The sequence below is a fragment of the Aquitalea sp. USM4 genome, from assembly GCF_004328945.1.
Classification (GTDB): Bacteria; Pseudomonadota; Gammaproteobacteria; order Burkholderiales; family Chromobacteriaceae; genus Aquitalea; species Aquitalea pelogenes.
In genome coordinates this window covers 2,655,743-2,677,030 of sequence record NZ_CP029539.1, presented here as the reverse complement: position 1 = coordinate 2,677,030, position 21,288 = coordinate 2,655,743, and the positions used below count along the sequence as shown (strand labels likewise).

General features: G+C 61.8%; 16 protein-coding genes. 7 read left to right on the top strand and 9 right to left on the bottom strand.

Features of this window, described 5'->3' with window-relative positions; all coding sequences use genetic code 11:
* The first annotated feature begins 117 nt into the window (after positions 1–117).
* Positions 118–3,315 (top strand): EAL domain-containing protein, encoded by a 3,198-nt coding sequence (locus DKK66_RS20685; RefSeq protein WP_131358499.1) that lies wholly within the window; start codon positions 118–120, stop codon positions 3,313–3,315.
* Positions 3,316–3,330: 15 nt separating this feature from the next.
* On the opposite strand, the gene DKK66_RS12370 is transcribed toward DKK66_RS20685, so the two are convergent.
* Positions 3,331–6,471 carry a bifunctional diguanylate cyclase/phosphodiesterase gene (locus DKK66_RS12370; protein WP_131358496.1) on the bottom strand — a complete coding sequence of 1,047 codons (3,141 nt, stop codon included), beginning with the start codon at positions 6,469–6,471 and terminating at the stop codon, positions 3,331–3,333.
* A 222-nt stretch (positions 6,472–6,693) separates the two neighbouring features.
* On the opposite strand from DKK66_RS12370, the gene DKK66_RS12365 reads away from it, so the two are divergent.
* Positions 6,694–7,731: a nitronate monooxygenase family protein gene (locus DKK66_RS12365; RefSeq protein WP_131358493.1), complete on the top strand. Its 1,038-nt coding sequence runs from the start codon at positions 6,694–6,696 to the stop codon at positions 7,729–7,731.
* 82 nt (positions 7,732–7,813) lie between these two features.
* On the opposite strand, the gene DKK66_RS12360 is transcribed toward DKK66_RS12365, so the two are convergent.
* Positions 7,814–8,836: an adenosine deaminase gene (locus DKK66_RS12360; protein ID WP_131358490.1), complete on the bottom strand. Its 1,023-nt coding sequence runs from the start codon at positions 8,834–8,836 to the stop codon at positions 7,814–7,816.
* 275 nt (positions 8,837–9,111) lie between these two features.
* Here DKK66_RS12360 and DKK66_RS20680 point away from each other — a divergent pair, with 275 nt between their 5' ends.
* On the top strand, positions 9,112–12,426 hold the full coding sequence (locus DKK66_RS20680; RefSeq protein WP_131358487.1) for an EAL domain-containing protein: 3,315 nt from the start codon (positions 9,112–9,114) through the stop codon (positions 12,424–12,426).
* A gap of 156 nt (positions 12,427–12,582) precedes the next feature.
* A complete protein-coding gene (locus DKK66_RS12350; RefSeq protein WP_045847445.1) occupies positions 12,583–13,236 on the top strand; it encodes an oxygen-insensitive NAD(P)H-dependent nitroreductase NfsB in 654 nt (217 codons plus the stop codon).
* Here DKK66_RS12350 and DKK66_RS12345 read toward each other — a convergent pair.
* From DKK66_RS12345 to DKK66_RS12335, 3 genes are all read right to left on the bottom strand, one after another.
* Positions 13,223–14,113, bottom strand: coding sequence for a class I SAM-dependent methyltransferase (locus tag DKK66_RS12345; protein ID WP_131358484.1), 891 nt, complete (start codon positions 14,111–14,113; stop codon positions 13,223–13,225). The genes DKK66_RS12350 and DKK66_RS12345 overlap by 14 nt on opposite strands.
* Positions 14,114–14,146: 33 nt before the next feature.
* Positions 14,147–14,935: a glycosyltransferase family 2 protein gene (locus DKK66_RS12340; protein ID WP_242673489.1), complete on the bottom strand. Its 789-nt coding sequence runs from the start codon at positions 14,933–14,935 to the stop codon at positions 14,147–14,149.
* 89 nt (positions 14,936–15,024) lie between these two features.
* On the bottom strand, positions 15,025–15,780 hold the full coding sequence (locus tag DKK66_RS12335) for a 1-acyl-sn-glycerol-3-phosphate acyltransferase (RefSeq protein ID WP_131358481.1): 756 nt from the start codon (positions 15,778–15,780) through the stop codon (positions 15,025–15,027).
* Between the two features lie 261 nt (positions 15,781–16,041).
* On the opposite strand from DKK66_RS12335, the gene DKK66_RS12330 reads away from it, so the two are divergent.
* Genes DKK66_RS12330 through DKK66_RS12320 form a run of 3 tightly spaced genes read left to right on the top strand, consistent with a single transcriptional unit; the run spans position 16,042 to position 18,077 of the window.
* Complete coding sequence (locus DKK66_RS12330; RefSeq protein WP_062789648.1) at positions 16,042–16,320, top strand: acyl carrier protein; 279 nt, start codon at positions 16,042–16,044, stop codon at positions 16,318–16,320.
* Entirely contained in the window at positions 16,321–17,577 is a 1,257-nt protein-coding gene (locus tag DKK66_RS12325; protein ID WP_131358478.1) for a beta-ketoacyl synthase, read from the top strand.
* Positions 17,574–18,077, top strand: coding sequence for a 3-hydroxyacyl-ACP dehydratase FabZ family protein (locus tag DKK66_RS12320; protein WP_131358475.1), 504 nt, complete (start codon positions 17,574–17,576; stop codon positions 18,075–18,077). Before DKK66_RS12325 ends, DKK66_RS12320 begins: the two co-directional genes overlap by 4 nt.
* A gap of 25 nt (positions 18,078–18,102) precedes the next feature.
* Here DKK66_RS12320 and fabG read toward each other — a convergent pair whose 3' ends face one another.
* From fabG to DKK66_RS12300, 4 genes are read right to left on the bottom strand one after another with little or no spacing between them, the layout of a single operon-like run.
* Positions 18,103–18,822: a 3-oxoacyl-ACP reductase FabG gene (gene fabG / locus DKK66_RS12315; RefSeq protein WP_062789644.1), complete on the bottom strand. Its 720-nt coding sequence runs from the start codon at positions 18,820–18,822 to the stop codon at positions 18,103–18,105.
* Positions 18,819–19,286 carry a 3-hydroxylacyl-ACP dehydratase gene (locus DKK66_RS12310; protein WP_131358472.1) on the bottom strand — a complete coding sequence of 156 codons (468 nt, stop codon included), beginning with the start codon at positions 19,284–19,286 and terminating at the stop codon, positions 18,819–18,821. Before DKK66_RS12310 ends, fabG begins: the two co-directional genes overlap by 4 nt.
* Positions 19,283–20,077, bottom strand: coding sequence for a beta-ketoacyl synthase chain length factor (locus DKK66_RS12305; RefSeq protein WP_131358469.1), 795 nt, complete (start codon positions 20,075–20,077; stop codon positions 19,283–19,285). The genes DKK66_RS12310 and DKK66_RS12305 overlap by 4 nt, the downstream gene beginning before the upstream one ends.
* Entirely contained in the window at positions 20,074–21,279 is a 1,206-nt protein-coding gene (locus DKK66_RS12300) for a beta-ketoacyl-[acyl-carrier-protein] synthase family protein (protein ID WP_131358466.1), read from the bottom strand. Before DKK66_RS12300 ends, DKK66_RS12305 begins: the two co-directional genes overlap by 4 nt.
* Between the last annotated feature and the right edge of the window lie 9 nt (positions 21,280–21,288).

Genomic DNA, 21,288 nt, shown 5'->3' with positions numbered 1-21,288 from the left:
GTCATAATCTTGATCATCCTCAGACTTTGGCCGGTTTTGTCCGACAAGAAGACACACAGCGTACGATGCCTCCGCTATGCTGACAGTCAGCAAGAATCGTGGATTGCACGCAGAAACATGAGTCCTTCTTTTTCCCTGAATGGCAGGCGTACCCTGCGTACCCGCCTTACCCTCGGCATGTTGCTGGCACTGGTGCTGACGCTCTGGCTGGCTACCTTGCTGATCAGCCACACCCTGCGCCAGCAGATGGAAAATACCATTTCGGCCCAGCAGCTTTCGGCCGTCTCGCTGGCCGCACACGAGGTGGACCGCTCGGTCAATGAGCGCATTCAGGCGCTGCACTCCCTCACCGTTCAGTTCAAGGACAAGCCACTCACCACTGCCGCCATCCAGCCCGAGCTGGAACGTCGCCCCATTTTGCTGATGATGTTCAACTGGGGCATCGTGGTGATGGACCTGCAGGGAAAGGTACAGGCCAGCATTCCGGAAAACCTGGGCCGACTTGGCCGCACCTACCAGCAGAACACCTTTTTCCGTCAGGCCTTGCAGCATGGCGGTCATTACATCACCGAACCGATTTACGGCCAGTTCACCGGCCAGCCGGTGGTCTCGATGCTGGAACCCATGCTGGACAGCCACGGCAAGATGATCGGCATGATCATGGGTGTGACCAATCTGGCACGGCCCAACTTCCTGGATGCCATCAGCGACGCACGCTATGGTGCCACCGGCAATTTCTTCATTACCGCACCGACCAACCGGCGCTACATCATGTCGTCCGACAAGGAGCGCCTGCTCAAGTCCGGCCCGCCGCCAGGCATCAACCCGGTGTATGACCGCTATATCAACGGCTACGAGGGTTCCGGCATTGCGGTCAGCTCACGCGGCGTGCTGGAGCTGTCCTCCAGCGTGAAAATCAAATCCACCGGCTGGCTGATGCAGTCGGTCCTCCCTGCGGCAGAAGCCTTTGCCCCCATCCGCACCTTGCAACAGCAGTTGTTCGGCATGGCCTTGTGCCTCACCTTGCTGGCCGGCGGCATCAGCTGGTGGTGGCTGCGCCGCCAGTTACTGCCGCTGACCGAAGCCACCCGGCTGCTCAACCGGATGGGGGATGGCGAACTGCCCAAGCAGGCCTTGCCGGTCTGTCATCAGGATGAAGTGGGCTTGCTGGCCACATCGTTCAACAGCCTGCTAAGCCGGATACAGCGCGAAGAAGAACAGGCAGCCGAGCACGCTGCCAACCGCCTGCTGCGCAAGATCGTGTCGCGGATTCCCGGTGTGGTGTTCCAGTACCGGCTGTTTGCCGATGGCCACGGTTGCTTCCCGTTTGCCAGTGAAGCGTTTTACGACATCTACGGCATCCGTCCGGAAGCGGTGCGCCAGTGTGCCGACCCGATTCGTGAAATGGTGCACCCCGACGACTACGCGCATTTCATGGCGGCCTTGCAGGATTCGGCCCGCACGCTGACACAATGGCGCATTGAATACCGCATCTGCATGCCGGACGGCAGCATCAAATGGCTGCTGGTGGATGCAATGCCGGAGGCGGAAGGCGATGTGGTGCTGTGGCACGGTTTTGTGATGGACATCACCCAGCACAAGGCCATGGAAGATGAACTGCGCATTGCCGCCACCAGCTTCCAGACCCAGGAAGGCATCATGGTGACCGACAGCCAGGGCATCATCCTGCGGGTCAACCCCTCCTTCTGCAAAATCACCGGCTACAGCAGCGAGGACGTGGTGGGCAAAACCCCGGCAGTACTCAGCTCGCACCGTCATCCTCCGGCTTTTTACCAGCAACTGTGGCAAGCCCTGCAGGAAGAGGGCGTGTGGCAGGGTGAAATCTGGAATGCACGCAAAAACGGGGACATCTACCCGGAATGGCTCACCATCACCGCCGTGGTGGACGGACAGGGTGCCACCAGCCATTTCGTCGCCATCTTCCAGGACATTACCGAACGCAAGGCGGCGGCAGACAAGATCCAGACGCTGGCCTTTTACGACCCGCTCACCCACCTGCCCAACCGCCGCCTGCTGCTGGAACGCCTGCAACACGCACTGGAAAACGCAAGGCGCAAACAGCAGTATGGTGCGCTGCTGTTCCTGGACCTGGACAACTTCAAGTCGCTGAACGACACCATGGGCCACGATATGGGTGACATCCTGCTGCAACAGGTGGCCGCCCGCCTGCTGGAGGGCCTGCGCATTGGTGACACCGTGGCCAGACTGGGCGGGGATGAATTCATCGTGATGCTGGAGAACCTGGGCGAGGAGCGCGAACAGGCGCTGCGCGAAGCGGAAACCGTGGGCCGCAAGATCCTGCTTTCCCTGCACCAGCCCTACAGTCTGAATGGCCATGCCTACCGCAGCAGCTCCAGCCTGGGGATTGCCTTGTTTGCGCGCGAACATGCCTGTAGCGAGGACATCCTGAAGGAAGCCGACCTGGCCATGTACCAGGCCAAGGCTGCCGGCCGCAATACCCTGCGCTTCTTCGACCCCTTGATGCAGGCGGAAATCAATAACCGCACCCGGCTGGAAGCCGAACTGCATCAGGCACTGGAACACGGCCAGTTCGAGCTTTACTTCCAGCCGCAGATCCACCATCAGCAGCCCTGCCGCAGCGTGGAAGCGCTGCTGCGCTGGCACAATCCGCAGCACGGCCTGATGCTGCCCGGTAGCTTCATCACGCTGGCCGAACAGAGCAACCTGATTCTGGCCATTGACCACTGGGTGTTGCAGCAGGCCTGCCAGCAGCTGGCGCAATGGGCCGGACAGCCGCATTTGTCTGCGCTGAGCATTGCCGTCAATGTGAGTGCCCGCCAGTTCCACCAGTCTGATTTTGTCGAACGGGTCAGCCAGTTGCTGAGCAACACCGGCGCCAACCCGTCCTTGCTGAAGCTGGAAATCACCGAAAGCCTGCTGCTGATGAAGCTGGATGACGCAGCCAGCAAGATGAACCAGCTGCGTTCCCTGGGCGTGACCTTTGCGCTGGATGACTTCGGCACCGGGTATTCGTCATTGTCCTATCTGAAAACCCTGCCGCTGGATCAGATCAAGATAGACCGTAGTTTTGTGCGCGACGTGCTGGACAACCCCAACGATGCCGCCATCTGCAAGGCCGTGATTGCACTGGGGCACAGCCTGGGGCTGACCGTGATTGCCGAGGGCGTGGAACAGGACAGCCAGTACCACTTCATGTTGCAACAGGGGTGCCAGGCACAGCAGGGTTACCTGTTCAGCCCTGCCCTGCCGGCAAGCGCACTGCATCACTGGCTGCAGCATGAGCAGCCCTGCAAGCCACTTGCCATGGTGTAAGTTAGTGGTCTTGACTCACACCGTCAGCAAGGGCCGCGGCGTCTGGCTGGCCAGCGCGAAGAAATCGGCAGCCGGCAAGGGCCGGCTGAACAGATAGCCCTGCATCTCCTGACAACCCTGTTCGCGCAGCAAGGCGTACTGCTCGGCGGTTTCCACCCCTTCGGCAATGGTCAGCAAGCCCAGATTGGCCGCCATGTCGATGATGGCCGCCACGATCGCCCGGTCTTCCGGGTCGGTGACGATATCCCGCACAAAAGACTGGTCGATTTTCAGCTTGTAAACGCGGAACTGCTTGAGCAGGTTGAGCGAAGAATACCCCGTGCCGAAATCGTCTATCGACATGCGTACGCCCTTTTCATGCAGGGCGTTCATCACCGCCACTGCCTGCTGCGGGTCGTACATGGCCACGCCTTCAGTCAGCTCCAGCTCCAGGCAATCGGCGGGCAAACCCTCTTCCTGCAGGATGCGGGCCACCAGTACAGGCAGGTCCGGCTGGCGGAACTGCACCGCCGACAGATTGACCGCCATGCCCAGCTGCAACCCTTGGTCGCGCCACTGGCGGGCCTGCCGCACAGCCTGGCGCAACACCCATTCGCCCAGCGGCAGAATCAGGCCGCAGTCTTCCGCCACCGGGATGAACTCGCCCGGCGACACATGGCCCAGCTCGGGATGATGCCAGCGCAGCAGGGCCTCGGCCCCCAGCAGCTGGCCATCACTCATGGAAATCTGCGGCTGGTAGTGAATGGTGAACTGCTGTTGCTCCAGCGCCACCCGCAAGGCATTGACCAGTTGCAGGTGACGTGCGGTTTTGGCCTGCAGGGCTGCGGTATAAAAGCGGTAGCAGCTGCGACCGGCCTTTTTGGCCTGATACATGGCGGCATCGGCACGGCGGGACAGGGTTTCCAGATCCTGCCCGTCCTGCGGATACAGGGCCAGGCCGATGGAGGCGGAGATATTCAGATCATACGGTGCCACCCGATAACTGCAGGCAACGTCACCCAGCACGGTTTCGGCCAGATCGCCCGCCGCATCGGCCGTCATGCCGGGCAATAGCAGGACGAATTCGTCACCGCCCAGACGCGACAGCAAGGCATTTTGCGGCGCGGCCTGACGCAACCTTGCCGCCAGCTGGACCAGCAGGGCGTCCCCCACGCTGTGGCCCAGCGAATCGTTGATGTCCTTGAAGTGGTCCAGGTCCATGAACATCAGGGTCAGCACATCGTCGCTGGCACTCAGGCTGGCCAGCATCCGCTCGGCCTCCTCTTCCAGCTTCACCCGGTTGGGCAGGCCGGTCAGCACATCGTAGTGCGCCAGATAACGGATATGCTGCTCGTTCTGCTTGCGCAGCGTGATGTCGCGGGTGATGGCCAGCAGCATGCTGATTTCACCCTGCTCGTCCCGCATTGGCGCAGCATGGGTTTCCAGCCAGCGCCGCTGCCCCTGCAAGCCGGTGATTTCAAATTCCAGCGTGCCGCTTTGCCCACTCATCACTTGCTGGTGCAAGTGCTGGAAGTCGGCGTGATAGTCCGGCAATACGAAATGCAGCACGCCATAGTGGCGTACCTGCTCCACGCTGTCTGCCTGCAGCATGGCCATGCCGGCGCGATTGATTTCCAGCACCCGGCCATCGCGGTCCAGTACCTTGATGCATTCGGGCTCGGTTTCAATAATGGTGCGCAAACGCTGCTCGCTTTGCTGCAAGGCGGCTTCTGCCTGCTGGCGTTGCTGTTCGCGCTGGAAACTGTCCAGCGCGTAGTCCAGGTCCATCACCATTTCTTCTATCAGCTTGCGCGCATCGGCATCAAAGGCATTGGCCTCGGCACTGTACAGCGTCAAGGCACCGACCACACGCCCCTTGCAATGCAAGGGCAAGGCAGCGGAAGCACCCCAGCCGTAACGGGTGGCACGGGCATGCCAGGGGGCGGTAGCCGGGTTGTGCATGAAGTCGGCCAGCCATTGTGCCTGACCGCTCAGTACCGCCTGACCGGTGGGGCCCTGGCTGTGCGGGTTGGCCGGATCGGTGGACAACACCAAATCGCTCAGGTAGTCGGTGCCCTGCCCCCAGGCACACAGGGGACGGATGCATTGCCCGGTTTCGTCCAGCAGGCCGACCCACACCATCTTCATGCCACCGTGTTCAACCGCTGCCTGGCATATCTGTTCGAACAACTCGCGCTCGCTACGGCTGCGCACAATGGCCTGATTGCACTGACTCAGGGCGTTGTACAGGCCGGTGAGCCGCTGGTTGCGGGCATCGGCCGCTTGCTGCGCCTGTGCCATCAGGCTGAGTTTCAGACGGGTCTGGGCCAGCCAGCCCATCACGCTATCCTCCTGCCCGGGTTCCAGCACAATGGTCTCCGAGAAATCCCCACGCCCCAGGCGGGCAATGCTGGCATGCAACTGGCCGACACTGGCTCCCAGTATCCCCTGCAGATTGCGCCGCAGCGCCCAGAACAGCGGCAACAGCAACAGGCCGAAGGTGATGAACACGATGCGCAGCTGCCAGGCATAGCGTTCGGCATCGTGGATGGCCTGTTCGGTGCGCTGCAAGGAGAGCTGGTTGAAGCGCGCAATCGGCTCCATGATGCTGGCCTTTGCACGGTGATAGGCTTCATCATGCAGCATGCGGATGGCGTGCTGGCGCTGTGGCGAATCCAGCGGCGGATTGTCTGCCACCAGTTTCATCGCCGCCCATTCGGTGCTGGTCAGCGCATCGGAATTGGCCTTCGCCCTGGCCAGGAGGGCCAGCTCGGCAGGGGTAAAACCGGCATCCTGCATGCGCTGCAGCAAGGAAGGCGTGGCAACTGCCGTTTGCGGGCGACGGTCATCACCCAAAACCAGATCCCAGTAGATGTTCTGGTAATCCACCGGCCGTGGCACCTTGCCATCGCGAATGGCGAGGATTTCCCGGTAATGCTGCTGATACAGCACATTACCGGTCACCACATAGCTGCGCACCATGCGGGTGAGGTCGTCCGAGGACTGGCGTAACTCACTGGCCAGCAGGATGGATGTTTCGCGCAGATCATTGGCGTGGTCGATGGCCTTTTCTGCCCGCACATACAGCACAAAGCTGGCCACAAAAGCCAGGAATACCAGCAGGATCAACCAGAAATAGCGAGAGAGCAGCAGCAGCTTGCTCTTGACAGTCAGCATGGCAGGTCAGCCCTTTGTTATCTTCTGTATGGCCCTGAAGGCAATATGGGCGGGCATTTTGTCTGGATTATGGCGTAAATCAGCCAGAATGACAGGGCAATTCCAGACAGAAACCGCAGAAATCCGCGAGCGGTAGCAGCCGCGCTACACATCGCACAGCACCACACCAGGACACCAGCCAAAGCGCTTAAGCTGACGGCTTTCACCGGACGGGGACCACACATGCAACTGGCGCAATGGCTGAACATTTCCCACTCTCTCATTCAGGCGCCGATGGCCGGCGTACAGGGCAGCCGCCTGGCCATGGCCGTTTGCCAGGCCGGAGCCCTGGGCTCGCTGCCTGCCGCCATGCTCTCGGCCAGTACCTTGCAGCAGGAGCTGGAAGCCATGCGTACGCTGGGCGGGCAGCCTTACAACCTCAACTTCTTCTGCCATCAGCCGCCCGCCGAAGACCCGCAGCAACAGGCTGACTGGCAGACGGTGCTGGCACCCTACTATCAGGAAATGGGCATCACGCCCCCGTCCGGCAGCGGCGCGGGCCGCACCCCTTTCAATCAGGAGATGGCCGACATCGTCAGCCGCTATCGCCCGGCGGTGGTGAGCTTTCACTTTGGCCTGCCAGCCACGCCCTTGCTGGCGCAGGTCAAGGCCGCAGGCTGCAAGGTGCTGTCCTCCGCCACCACGGTGGCCGAAGCACACTGGCTGGCAGCCAATGGTGCCGATGCCATCATCGCCCAGGGACTGGAAGCAGGCGGACATCGCGGCATGTTCCTCGACATGGATCTGGACAGTCAGCTTGGCAGCCTTGCCCTGTTGCCACAGATTGTCGCCGCGGTGGAGGTGCCGGTGATTGCCGCCGGTGGCATTGCCGATGCCAATGGCGTAGCCGCCGCCATGCGCCTGGGCGCTGCCGGCGTACAGGTGGGAACGGCCTATCTGCTGTGTGATGAAGCCGACACCACGCCCTTGCACCGTGCGGCACTGGCCAGCACACGCCGCGAACACACGGCACTGACCACCTTGTTTACCGGCAGGCCGGCACGCGGCATTGTGGGCCGGGTAATGCAGGAGCTGGGCCCGCTCCCTGCCGGTGTGCCGGCCTTCCCGCTGGCTACGGCAGCCATCGCCCCCTTGCGTACGGCGGCCGAAGCACTGGGACGGGACGACTTCACCCCGCTGTGGTGCGGACAGAATGCCAGTGGCTGCCGTGCCATTCCGGCAGCACAGCTGACACGGGAACTGGCCGCCGGACTGGCCTGAAACCCAAGCCACCAGCCTGATAAAGCAACAGCCCCGCCAGGCGGGGCTGTGGAAACGACGATGGCAACATCCTACGGGTGGGTCAGTCGGCAAAACCGTCGGCAATGCGCTGGCATTCGGCCATCCAGTGCGCCTTTTCTTCCGGCGACAGCCAGCTGGCTTCAAAGCCGTTCTGGCACAGCTGGACGATTTCCGCCTTGCTCAGTTGCAAGGCACGGGCACAGCCCAGGTAGTTCTCCTGCACATAGCCGCCAAAATAGGCCGGGTCGTCCGAATTCACCGTGGCACACAAGCCCGCCTGCAACAGCTGGCGCAGGTTGTGGTCTTGCAGCTGGTCGAACACGCGCAGCTTGATGTTGGAATACGGACAAACCGTCAGCGGCATGCGCTCGGTTGCCAGACGCGCCACCAGGGCAGCATCTTCCAGCGCACGCACACCATGGTCGATACGGCACACTTTCAGCAGGTCCAGCGCCTCCCACACATAGGCAGGCGGCCCTTCCTCACCGGCATGCGCCACGCAGGGCAGGCCCAACTGGTGGCAGGCGGCAAACAGCCGGGCAAACTTGGCCGGCGGGTGCCCCACTTCGCTGGAATCCAGACCAAAACCATCAATGCCTGCCAGATACGGACGCGCCTGCTCCAGCACGGAAAAGCCGTCTTCTTCGCTCAAATGGCGCAGAAAAGACATGATCAGCCGTGAACTGATATCCAGCTGTGCACGGGCATCATCCAGTGCCCGACGAATGCCCTGATATACGGTGCCAAAGGCGATGCCGCGTTCGGTGTGGGTTTGCGGATCGAAAAATATTTCCGTATGGACCACATGATCGTCCCGGCAGCGCAAGAGATAGGCCCAGGTCAGGTCATAAAAATCCTGCTCGGTCTGCAAGACACCGGCCCCGGCATAGTAGAGGTCGAGAAAGGATTGCAGATTGTCAAAATCGTAGGCGGCGCGGACTGCTTCCACCGTGGGATAAGGCAGCTTGATGCCGTTACGCTCGGCCAGCCGGAACATCATTTCCGGTTCCAGGCTGCCTTCGATGTGCAAATGCAGCTCGGCCTTGGGCAAGGCGGCAATCAGCGCCTGATGAGGTTGAGTCATGGTGTTTCCTGACAATGGCCCGTGCGACACGGCAGCCAGTGCCTGTCGCTTCATGTCGAGCAAAAGCAGCATGATACCGATTGCCAGCCAGCGACAGAAGCCCGTTTTGTCACTGGCAAGCGCCGGGCAGGCAGGGAAGCAACAGCGGCTTGCCCATTTCCAGGCAGCGGGCAAGGCAGGGCACGTGGTTTGGAGTAAAATCGGCACAGGACACGCGCACAGGACTGCCCTGCCACCCGGCCTGCGCCTTTTGCCGCTGGCTGCCGGACCCGACCATGACCGAACTCAATTTCCAGCAAGTACTGCAACAAAGCTCACAGGCGTTTGCCATTCTGGATACCGAACGCACCATCCGCTATGTCAACCCGGCATTTTGCAGCCTGTTTGGCCATGAGGTGCAGAAGGTGCTGGGACAGAGCATAGACCTGATTGTCCCGCCGGATGCCCGCGACGGCCCGGCAGGTCGCGTTGGCAATTGCCAGCAACTGCTGGTACGCCCCTTCCAGGGTGAGGTGCGGCGCATGCGGCAGGATGGCAGCACCATCACGGTGATGTTGCATTGCAGTGTGCTGCGCAATGACCATGGTCTGGCTGAAGGCTATGTACTGAGCTACACCGACATTGCCGACCGCAAGGCCACCGAACTGGCCTTGCAACAGGCCAACGAACAACTGTCACTGGCGCTGGATGCCTCGCAACTGTCGCTGTGGGACATGGATATCCTGCAGGATACCGCCATCATGGATGCCCGCTGGGGCCGCATGCTGGGCTACCCGGCCACCGCCCAAAGCATGCGCGCCAGCAGCATGCTCGAAGCCGTGCACCCGGACGACTACCCGCGTATTTATCACGCCTCGATGGAAGTGCTCAAAGGGCAGAACAGTCGCTTCCAGCAGGAATTTCGCGTGCGCAATGCGCAAAATGGCTGGACCTGGATACGCTGCACCGGCAAGGTAGTGGCCCGTAACGACGCCGGGGTGGCACTGCGCGCCATTGGCACCAACCAGGACATCACCGAGCGCAAGAACAGCGAGGCGCTGATCGTCAACGCGGCCAACAACGACTGGCTGACCGGCCTGCCCAACCGCTTCTCGCTGACCCATCACCTGGCCGCCGCCCTGGCCCGCGCCCAGCGCCACGACAAACTGGTGGCGGTATGCATGCTGGACCTGGACGACTTCAAGCCGGTCAACGACACCTGGGGGCATCAGGCTGGCGACTATCTGCTGCAGGAACTGGCCCGCCGCCTGCAAGGCCTGCTGCGCAAGACCGACTTTGTCGCACGCCTGGGCGGGGACGAATTCGTGATCGTGATGGAAGACCTGCCCGAGGAAGGCACCCTCACCCAGCTGGAAACTGCAATGCAGCGATTGCACCGGGCGGTGGAATCGCCCTTCCTGCTGGGCAACCATATTGAAGCCGAAGTAGGCATGACAGTGGGGTTGTCCTTGTTTCCGCACGACGGCATCGAGCCGGACGCGCTGATGCGGCAGGCCGATGCCGCCATGTACCAGGCCAAACAGCACAAATCCACCCGGCCACGCTGGTGGCATATGGTGGGGGAAGAAAGCGACTACCCGGCAGAAGAAAGCAGCCATTTCGAAGTGTATGGCCGCGAAGCGGCCCAGCTGCTGCGCAAATCCGCCCGGCTGATCCAGTCTGCTGCCGACCGTTATGTGCAGCAGTTTTATGCCCAGGGAAATGCCGCGCTCTCCATCCATGCAGTACTTTCCAGCCTGGGAGATGAAGAACTGCAAAACCTGGAGTCAGCGCACCGCAATTTCATGCTGCAGGTGCTGTCGCCGGACAACAGCGCGGAAAAAATCATCCAGGACAGCCGCCGCCTGGGCCATACCCACAGCCTGGTGGGGGTCACCCCCATCATGCTGGTGCAGAGCGTGGAGCTGTTTCGCCGCACCTTCAGCGAACAGCTGAACCAGACCCTGCTGCCCATCCGCCAGCGCTACCGCCTGCTGGAAATCATCGACCGTCGCCTGCAAGACCAGTTGCATGCCCAGCTGGAAGCCTCGGCACTGGTGCATGCCCGTTATCTGGACAGCATTGCACTGCCCATGCCACACCAGGGCACCTTGTGGGCCGATGCAGTCAACAGCGAGCTGGAACAGCTGGGCAGCCTGCCCGGCATGCAGGCCGTGCTGCTGATGCGGCTGACGTCCAATGGCGTGTTCGTACCGGAAAACAGCCGGGGGCCGCTGGGCGAGCTGGTGGCTGGCCGTCTGCAAATGCCGGGCTCGGAAGCCGTGGTCGACCCCAATTCCGAACGTGGCCAGGGCCTGACCGCAGTGGCATGGCGCAGCGGGCGCATCTGCACTTCGGCCTCCTACGGCAAGGACAAGCGCTATACCCTGTGGCACCAGCCGGCCAGCGCAGTACAGATACGCTCCACCATGAGCATTCCGGTGCGTAATGCCGAAGGGCTGACCGTGGCGGTCATCAGTCTGTTCGGGGCTTATCCCAACCAGTTTGAGTCGGCCAGCATGCTGCAATTTGCCCAGGGCTTGCAGCACCGCTGGGAGCTGATTCTGGCGGCCTGTACCAAGCCTGCCGCCGCCATCCGGCAGAATCTGGCGGTGGCGCTGCGCGAGCGGCTGTTTGCCGGTGGCCTCACCATGTATCTGCAACCGCTGGTAGAACTCAACAGCGGCCGGGTGCTGAAAGCGGAAGCACTGGCCCGGCTGGTCAAGGAAGACGGCCAGGTGGTCAGCCCCGGTGTTTTCCTGCCGCTGCTGGGCGATGCCGACCTTGACCACCTGTTCCGGCTGGGGCTGGACAAGGCACTGGGCCAGCTCTCCGAACTGGACCGCCAGGGCATGCAGATCGACATCTCGCTGAATATCGCTCCCAGCACCTTGCAGGACGAGGACTGTCCGCAATGGGTGGCCGAAGCACTGCAACGGCACGGTATTGCCCCGCACCGCCTCAGCCTGGAGTTACTTGAGACCGGCGACACCGCACCACTGGCGCAGGACCGTGCCATTGAACGGCTGCGCCAGACCGGCATCAAGCTGGCCATGGATGACCTGGGCTCGGGCTACAGCAGCCTGCAACGCCTGAGCACCCTGCCGTTTGACACCATCAAGATCGACCAGAGCCTGACGCTTAACCTGCGCAAGACACCGCTGACCAGCCTGGCCCTGATGCGCGCCATCCTGCAACTGGGGCAGGACCTGGACCGGCAAGTGGTGGTGGAAGGCCTGGAAGACCGCGGCATGCAAGAGGCCTCGCGCATTCTGGGTGCCAGCATCGGACAGGGTTACAGCCTGGCCCGGCCGATGGCGCAAGCCGATTTCATTCACTGGCAGCGCCACTTCCGCCTGCCCAGGGACAGCGGCGAAATCACTAGCTATCTGGGAGCGCTGGCCCAGCACTGGCTGTATACCCAGCCCTCCCACGCCCACGGTAAGCGCGCATTGCAGGACTGTCCCTTGCAGCACTTCCTGCTGCGCCAGCCGCAAGCGGATGCGCAAGCGCTGGCCTGGCATGCCGCCTGCCATGCGGCACAACACGATGCCACGGCCAGCCAGCAGCTGACCGACTGGCTGGTAACACAGATGATGCTGGAAAGCTGAAGTCCACCCAGCGTGTATGGCATGGCCGTGGTAATCGCCGGGAAAGCGGTTTCATTTTCAAAAAAAAACATAAACTGCTTCCCGCCAGCCCGACTTCATTGCCGCAGGCGCTTTGGCAATAATGGCTGCTGTTGAAACCACACCGAGGAATCCAGCATGAACATTGCCGACCTGGTCCAGACCCGCTATACCACCAAGGCTTTCGACCCCAGCCGCCAGCTGAGTGCCGAGCAAGTGGCGCACATCGAAACCCTGTTGCGCTTCAGCCCGTCATCCACCAACTCCCAGCCCTGGCACTTCTTCATTGCCGGCAGCGCCGAAGGCAAGGCCCGCGTGGCCAAAGCCACCAGCGGTGCTTATGCCTTCAACGAAGCCAAGGTGCTCAACGCTTCGCACGTCGTGGTGTTCTGCAGCCGTGCCAGCATCGACGAAAACTACCTGGAAGGCTTGCTGAACCAGGAAGAGGCCGACGGCCGTTTTGCCAATGCCGACGCGCGTGCCGGCCAGCACCGTGGCCGTTCGCACTTCGTCAACATGCACCGTTTCGAGTTGCGTGATGCCCACCACTGGATGGAAAAGCAGGTTTATCTGGCGGTAGGCACCCTGTTGCTGGGCGCGGCCGCCATGCAGATTGATGCCTGCCCGATCGAAGGCTTCGACCAGAAAGTGCTGGATGAAGAACTGGGCCTGCGCGCCAAGGGTTTCACCAGCGCCGTCATCGTGGCACTGGGCTATCGCAGCGACAGCGACTTCAACGCCACCCTGCCCAAGTCGCGCCTGCCGGCCGACAGCGTCATCACCCGTCTGTAAGCACCAGGCCGTCCGGCAGCCGCAGGCCACCCGGACGGAACCAGCGCAGCAGATTGTGCAGGTCGCGGCGCTCCCCCGGCTCCAGTTGCTGATAAGCAAGCTGCACACGCTGTTGCAGGCCGGGGTCGACCACGCGGCGTGACGCACTGCGCAGCACCACCATGAAAGGGGCCAGCGCCGTGTGGAAGCAGGCCGGAGCATTGGCCAGCATGGCAGCTGCCTGCTGCAATTCCGTCAGGCTGAACGCAGCTTGCAGGGAATTCAGAAAATCAGCCGTGAAGGCAGGCGACTGCAAGTCCATGCGGTCGTAAGCAAAGAAGCGCTGCGTGGCACGGCGTTTGAGGCGGCCAAAATCGGCCAGATATACGCCACCCAGCGGGCGCAGGATGCGCGCAATCTGCTGCATGCAGTGCTGCAAGGCCGTGTTGTCCATCAGATGATGCAGCGACATGGAGCACAGCACCACGTCCGTGCTGGCAGCAGCCATGCCATCCAGCCGGGTCATGTCGCCCTGTTGCAGGCTGACATTGTGCACACCAGCCTCGCGCAGGTTCTGCTCTGCCAGCGCCAGCATGCGCATCGAAGCATCCATGCCGACAAAATGCGCGTCCGGATGCAGGCGGGCGTGGCGCAACAGCTGGTTGGCCGGGCCACACGCCAGGTCAAGCACCACATCACCAGGCGCTATCAGCGGTGCCGACATCAAGGCATGAAACAGGTAGATATAGTTGAGAATGCCCTGATCCTTGCCGCTGTCGGCAAAGGCTGCCACCTGCTGCGGGTCCTCCATCACCGCCGCCGCTTCCGGAATACGCGGCAGTGGATGACGCGCCAGCTGCTCCAGCAGCAGATGGAAAATCATGGCGGGTACAGACATGAAATCAACCGGTTTTCAGAGAATTGCTGCCGTTCAGCGCGGCTGCACGGCACGCCGGTACAACAACAGCGGCAGGCGCAGTGCAAAACCGAACATCAGGCGGATGTGCATCCAGGTCAGCAGGCGGTTATCGCGCCAGTAATTGAAGTGCGACACCCCACCCTCGTCGGCCTGAAAGTATTTGACCGGCGATGGCAGGTTAAGCGGCGGAACCCCGGCCCAGCACAGGCGCACCACGGCTTCCGGGTCGAAGTCGAAACGGCGCATCCAGCGCTGGCGCTGCATGATGCGGCGCAAGGGTGCCACCGGATACACGCGAAAACCGAACAGCGAATCGCCTATTCCCATCCACAGGGTTTCCAGATTGGCCCACCAGTTGGAAATCTTGCGCCCCTTCACCCGCAGGCTGGGCGCACTGGCATCGAAAACCGGCAAGCCCAGTACCATGGCTTGTGGCTGTTGTTGCGAGGTAGCCATGAATAGCGGAATCTGCGCCACCGGGTGCTGGCCGTCCGAATCCATGCACAGCACATGGGTGAACCCCAGGCGGCTGGCCTGATCCAGCCCATGCAGCACGGCGGCCCCCTTGCCACTGTTTTGCGGCAGCACGAACACTTGCAGGCCGTCGTCTTCAGCAGCCATGCGCTGCAAGCCTTCAGCCGAGCCATCGTTGCTGCCATCCACGATCACCCACACCGGCGACCATTGCTGACGCGCCGCGCGCACCGTGTCATACACCTTGGGGCCGGGGTTATAGCTGGGAATCAGAACCACATGGGTGGAAGAAGGTGTAGGCATGGCAGGCAGAAAGTGATTGGACACCGCAATGCGGCGATGCTGTGGAAACGGGAAAGGACATTAGCCGATGACAGTCGGCATGGTCAATCCCGCGTGGAAAACCGGCCGCTGTTTTACAAATGCAGTTGCGGGTCAATCGAGCGCTCTAGCGTGCGCTGGTAATAGTCCTGAATAGACTGCGTCATTTCATCACGACTGGCTGATGCTTCGAATTGCTCACCCGGAATTGCCCGATATATCAAGGGAAACTCCGGAGGTCGCCATATTTTCCAGCCTTTGCTCAAATAAGGCGAATTAGTGCTAATCAGAATGGTTTGTAATGGAGCTTGTGCTCTTTTGGCAATCAGCGCGACTGCTTCACCCATCTCATTCACCGGCTGGCGCGTGGTACGCGTGCCTTCCGGAAATATCATCAATACCTTGCCATCACGTACGGCGTGAATGGCGGCACGAAACATCAACTCCGGATGACGGTTTGAAATAAAACCTGCCAGATAAGCCCCCGCCCCCAGAAACAGATTGGAACTGATGCTGGCCTTCATCAGACACACCACATGCGGCAGGCGGGAAAAAATGAGGAATGCGTCGATCATGCTGGGATGATTGGCAATCAGCACGGTACGCCGACAGCCGCCCAGCCGGTCCAGCGCGCGCAAATCCAGCTGCATCAGGCCACTGGCCTCGGCACCGGCCAGAAAACAGCGACAAATCAGACTGATGGCACGCTGCACCAGCGGTTCACGCAAGGCGCGCGGTGTCAGCAGCAATGGCAGCACTGCCAGATTGCCCAATAACAACATTGACCCCAGCCAGCACAACATCAGATAAAACAGCAGGATCTGGCCCATGCGCACACAGCGATACCACATTATTACACTTCACTTCTCGTTGACTGCCCGCCGCATTTAATGCGCGAGCGAATTGGCCATTCCCGGCAGCCATTTCACCCGGCCAGGATGGGCCGGGGAAGTGCAACATACCGGACAGTAATACAACCGGGTATTCAATGCAGATGGATAGGACATGCTTGAAATCACCCGCAGGCAAGCCGAGCCAAGTCAAACCGGGGTCATGATTTTACTATATAATCTGGCCTCCTTGCTGCATGCAACGCTCGGGATTGAATGCTTATGCTAGAAGAAATCATCAAAAACTATCTGATCAATACCAAAGGCAAAGACGCTGCATTGTTTGATGATCCGAACCTGCAAATGTCTGCCCTGGGCCTGGATTCGCTCGATATGGTCGAGATGCTGTTTGAAATCGAAGATCGCTGCGGTTTTCAATTGCCCGACCCTACCCGCTACCCGAAAATGGGTTTTGCCGAAATGCTGGCCGATATCGAAGCTGCCATCCGCGCCCACAATAACGGCGAAATGCCCGACCTGAGCCTGGAAGCGGGGCAATAAGTGGCACAGGTCCTGATTACCGGCATGGGAGCCATCAGCCCGCTGGGGGCAGACCTTCCCACCAGTTTTGCCCGGGCGCTGGAAGGCCACTGTGCCATTGGCAGCGCGCCGGCCAGTATTGCCAAATGGCTGCCCGACATCCTGCTGGCCCCGGCCGCCAGCGAGCCGCTGCCCCTGCTGGACAGCAAGCATGCCGGGCTGGACCGTGCCAGCCAGTTTGCCCTGGTTGCCGCAGGCGAAGCGCTGCAACAGGCAAGCTTTCCGGCCCAGCCGGAAAACAGCCGCCGCATAGGCGTGTTCGTCGGTATCGGCTTTGGCGGGGCTCACACGCTGGACGGTCTGTACGACCGCTTCCAGGCGGCAGTCAACAGCAATGGCAAGCGCAATCCGGCCATGGTGCACCCGCTGTCCGTACCCAGGATGATGGCCAACGCCGCAGCCGCGGCCATTTCCATGAGTCATGGCTTCAAGGGCCCCAGCAATACCTACTCCATTGCCTGCGCCTCCTCCGCCGCCGCCATTGGCGAAGCCTTCCGCGCCATTCGTGACGGCTATCTGGATGCTGCGGTGGTAGTGGGCTGCGAAGCCATGCTGACACCGGGTTCCATCCTGGCCTGGAATGCCTTGCGCGTGATGGCCAAACCGCATGCCGCCGACCCGGCGCGCAGTTGCCGCCCGTTTTCGCTGGACCGCAGCGGCTTTGTGCTGGGCGAAGGCGCGGCGGCCATGGTGCTGGAAAGTGCCGCCCATGCCAGCGCGCGACAACAGGCCGGGCTGGGCGAAGTGTGCGGCTATGGTTGCAGCAGCGATGCTGCCCATCTGACTGCGCCTTCCAGCGCAGAACAGGTGTATGCCATGCAACAGGCGCTGGCCGATGCCGGGCTGCAAGCCAGCGATATCCAGTACCTGAATGCCCATGGCACGGCGACGCAAACCGGCGATGTGGTGGAAACCGAGTCCATCCGCACGGTGTTTGGTGGCCGTGAAGACAGCGCGCTTGCCATCAGCTCCACCAAGTCCATGCACGGCCACCTGATCGGTGCCAGCGGCATTCTGGAATTCGCCCTGGCGGTGATGGCGATGAACAGCGGTTCGCTGCCGCCCACTGCCACGCTGGAAACGCCGGACCCGCAGTGCGATCTGGATTTCATCCCGCTGCATGCCCGTCACGGCTGCACGGTGAATGCCATCATGTCCAACTCTTTTGCCTTCGGTGGCAGCAATGTCTCGCTGGTGGCCAAACGGTATGCAGCATGAGTGCTGACTATCACTACCCCATGCTGCTGGCGCGGGAGGACATTGCCGCCATCCTGCCACACCGCGGTGCCATTTTCGTGTGCGAGCAGCTGTGTATTGAAGGGCCGCACCAGTTTCATGGCACGGCACGCTGGCCGCGTGACAATGCAGTGATAGCGGGCCACTTCCCCGGCCTGCCGCTGGTGCCGGGGGTGATGCTGATCGAATCCATGGCGCAGTTTGCCGGTGCCGGCCTGCTGGCGGGCGATCCTTATGTGAAAACCCTGCCGGAAGATTCGATCGGCGTGCTGGCTGCAGTGCGCAACTGCTGGTTCAAGCAGCCGGTACAGCCGGACTGTGCGGTGGATTTCTTCATCCAGTGCCGTCAGGTGGCACCTTTGCTGGTGCAGGTGAATGCCCAGGTGAAAGTGGCAGATGCCGACGTGGCCAAGCTGGAAATCGCGCTGGCTTACGCACCGCGTGCGCAGCTGGTCGGCCAGCTGGAGGCTGACAAGGCATAAAGCCGGTCAGCCTGCCTGCACAGCCTTACAGCATGCCACCGTTGATGGAAATCACCTGGCCGCTGATATAAGCCGCCTGTTCCGACGCCAGAAACGCCACCAGGCTGGCCACTTCCTCTGGCTGCCCTACCCGCTTCATCGGCACCAGCTGTGCCACCATTTCCTTGTCGAACACATCCTTGCTCATGTCCGAGGCGATGATGCCCGGCGCCACCGCATTGACGGTGATGCCACGGCTGGCCAGCTCCAGCGACAGCGAGCGGGTAGCCCCATGCAGCGCGCTCTTGGCGGCCGCGTAGTTGGTCTGACCGCGATTGCCAGCGAGGCCCGCCACCGAGGTGATATTGATGATGCGTCCCCAGCGGGTGCGTATCATCGGCATGGTCAAGGGCTGGGTGACATTGAAAAAGCCGTGCAGCGAGACGTCGATCACCCGGTGCCACTGCGCCGGCTGCATGCCGGGAAACACCGCGTCGTCGTGGATGCCGGCATTGTTCACCAGCACCTGGACCGGGCCTTGTTCCAGAATACGCTCCAGCACTGCCGCGCTGGCGGCTGCATCCGCCACGTCAAACTGTACTGCCTCGGCACTGTAGCCTTGTTCGCGCAGCGACTGGCCCAGCGCTTGTGCCGCTGCCAGATTGCTGTTGGCGTGAATGATGACGTGAAAACCATCGGCCGCCAGACGCTGGCAGATGGCAGCACCGATGGCACCACTGCCACCGGTGATGAGGGCGCGTTTCATGACGACTCCCGGGAAGAAGTGGAAAGCGGAGCCAGGGCGGCAGCATTGAGCACCACGCCCAGCCGGCCACTGGCCAGCAGACGCCCGCCGGATGACACGGCAAAACGGTACATGGCGGTAATGTCGTTGCCGGACAGGCGTTCGGCCTGCACCTGCAAGGCATCGGCCTCTTCATCCAGCCGCTGGCAATGCCAGCTGGCTTCGCGCACGCTGGTGAGATAACCGGCACGCGGTGGGGCGGCATCGCCAGCCAGCAGGCTGCCATGCAGTGCCATGGCCTGCGCGGCATATTCGATGGCATTGGCCACACCCAGCCGTCCGGCTGCACGCAAGGGGTTGTCCGCCAGCAGATGGCTGCGGGTCAGACAGACGATTTGTTCCGCATCCCAGCGCTCCACGCTGTCCAGCAGACACATGCAGCCCTGGTGCGGAATGCGTGCGGCAATGGCCTGACGGTCCATCATGCTTGCACCGTGACGGCCAGACGGCAGTCATCCAGATAATCCAGTACTACCCGGCCTGCGCCACCCTGTGCCAGCAATTGCAGCAAGGGCAGGCTGCGCGCAGCCGGAATGGTTTGCCGCAGCTGTTCCAGCGTGGCATCGGCCATGGTGCTGGCAGCTTCATTGCACAGCGACAGCTGCAAGGCGGCGCTGCTGTGATCGCTACGGCGCGCACTCAACACCATGCCCACACCCATCGGGTAGGGAATGGGACGCTGTGCATACAGGGGTTGCGGATAGGCGGTATCAAAGGCCACCAACAGGCCGCTGCCGCCGTCGGCCTGCACCTGGGTTACCGTTTCCAGCAAACCGGCGGCGAAGGTGGCGTCGTAAGCGCACAGGCTGGTGGAAGCCGCAGTGCAGCCGGTGGCAATGCCCCAGTAACCAGCCGGCGCATTGTGTACCGAGTTGTGAAAACGGGTGGGGGAAACCAGGCGCTGGTCGGAGGCCAGTACATCCAGCAGGTTGTGACAGTTGTCGCAGTCGCCACCGGTGGAGCAGAACACATTGGCCAGCAAGGCTGCATCGGCCCCGGCTGCTTCCACGGCGGCAAAGCCGGTGGCCATGGCCAGCTTGACTGCAACGCCCACGCGTCGCCGTTCGGTAGCAGGCAAGGCGGTGACCGGTGGCAGGCTGACGTCTGCCACGGCAAATGGCTGCTCGCCGCGCAGACAGGCCGCGGCGGCGTTCCAGTCCGCCATGCCCGGGCCCAGTACGCTCAGGCCATCCAGATAGATTGTTGCTGTGCTCATGCCGTCACCCGCGAAAAAACCAGACTGCAATTACTGCCGCCAAAACCGAAAGAATTGTTCAGTACATGCTGCAAGAGCTGCTGCTGATTGTGCAGCAGGTAATTGACCGGCAGGGCCGGATCCAGCGTGCTGGTGCCGACGCCGCCGGGCAGCAGGCCCTCGCGCAGTGCCAGCACACAGAAAATGGCTTCGATGCCACCGGCCGCGCCCAGCGTATGACCGGTATGGCCCTTGGTGGAGCTGCACGGCGTGCCTTGGCCAAACAGCGTCAGCACGGCCGCGCCTTCGGCGGCATCGTTGCTGGGGGTGGCCGTGCCGTGCAGATTGATGTAGCCGATGTCGTCCGGTTGCAAACCGGCCATCTGCAAGGCTTGCTGCATGGCCATGCGCGCACCCAGCCCTTCCGGGTGGGGCGAGGACATATGGTAGGCATCGCTGCTTTCACCCACGCCGGTGAGCAGGATTTCGCCCTCACCTGCGCACTCACCTGCACCATCGGCACGCTCCAGCAGCACATACGCCGCGCCTTCGCCAATGGAGATGCCATCACGCGCGGCATCAAACGGGCGACAGGGTTCACCCGACACCAGTTGCAGCGAGGAAAAACCGTAAATGGTGGTAAGGCACAGGCTGTCCACGCCACCGACAATGGCAGCATCGATCAGCCCGGCAGCCAGCATGCGCTGCGCCGTGCCAAACACCTTGGCGCTGGAAGAACAGGCGGTGGACACCACACAGGCCGGGCCGCTCAAGGCAAAATGCTTGCGCACGAAATCCGCCACCGAATAGGCGTTGTGGGTTTCGCGGTAATGCAGCCAGGCAGGCAGGCTGCCAGTAGCCGGGTCGCGCTCGCGATAGGCTAGCTCGGAATTGAGAATGCCGGAGGTGCTGGACCCCAGAAAAACGCCGATGCGGCCTGCGCCATGGCGGGCCTTGGCGGCTTCTACCTGTGCGGCAAAACCATCCTGCTGCAAGCCAAGCAAGGCCAGGCGGTTGTTGCGGCAGTCGTAGGCGGCCAGTCCGGCAGGCAGGGTGATGTCGTCCACACCGGCCACTTCACCGATACAGACATCAAACTCCACCGTTTCCCAGCGTTTTTTGACAATGCCGCCGCGCTGTTCGCGCAGTGCGGCCAGATGTGGTTCCACCCCACGGCCCAGGGCAGTGGTGAGGGTATAGGCGCTAAGTCTGAGAGCTTGCATAGACAACCG

Bases quoted from the DNA above. Each gene is read 5' to 3' on its own strand.
- DKK66_RS20685 (WP_131358499.1), top strand. From the start codon at position 118: ATGAGTCCTTCTTTTTCCCTGAATGGCAGGCGTACCCTGCGTACCCGC.
- DKK66_RS12370 (WP_131358496.1), bottom strand. From the start codon at position 6,471: ATGCTGACTGTCAAGAGCAAGCTGCTGCTGCTCTCTCGCTATTTCTGG.
- DKK66_RS12365 (WP_131358493.1), top strand. From the start codon at position 6,694: ATGCAACTGGCGCAATGGCTGAACATTTCCCACTCTCTCATTCAGGCG.
- DKK66_RS12360 (WP_131358490.1), bottom strand. From the start codon at position 8,836: ATGACTCAACCTCATCAGGCGCTGATTGCCGCCTTGCCCAAGGCCGAG.
- DKK66_RS20680 (WP_131358487.1), top strand. From the start codon at position 9,112: ATGACCGAACTCAATTTCCAGCAAGTACTGCAACAAAGCTCACAGGCG.
- DKK66_RS12350 (WP_045847445.1), top strand. From the start codon at position 12,583: ATGAACATTGCCGACCTGGTCCAGACCCGCTATACCACCAAGGCTTTC.
- DKK66_RS12345 (WP_131358484.1), bottom strand. From the start codon at position 14,113: ATGTCTGTACCCGCCATGATTTTCCATCTGCTGCTGGAGCAGCTGGCG.
- DKK66_RS12335 (WP_131358481.1), bottom strand. From the start codon at position 15,780: ATGTGGTATCGCTGTGTGCGCATGGGCCAGATCCTGCTGTTTTATCTG.
- DKK66_RS12330 (WP_062789648.1), top strand. From the start codon at position 16,042: ATGCTAGAAGAAATCATCAAAAACTATCTGATCAATACCAAAGGCAAA.
- DKK66_RS12320 (WP_131358475.1), top strand. From the start codon at position 17,574: ATGAGTGCTGACTATCACTACCCCATGCTGCTGGCGCGGGAGGACATT.
- fabG (WP_062789644.1), bottom strand. From the start codon at position 18,822: ATGAAACGCGCCCTCATCACCGGTGGCAGTGGTGCCATCGGTGCTGCC.
- DKK66_RS12310 (WP_131358472.1), bottom strand. From the start codon at position 19,286: ATGATGGACCGTCAGGCCATTGCCGCACGCATTCCGCACCAGGGCTGC.
- DKK66_RS12305 (WP_131358469.1), bottom strand. From the start codon at position 20,077: ATGAGCACAGCAACAATCTATCTGGATGGCCTGAGCGTACTGGGCCCG.
- DKK66_RS12300 (WP_131358466.1), bottom strand. From the start codon at position 21,279: ATGCAAGCTCTCAGACTTAGCGCCTATACCCTCACCACTGCCCTGGGC.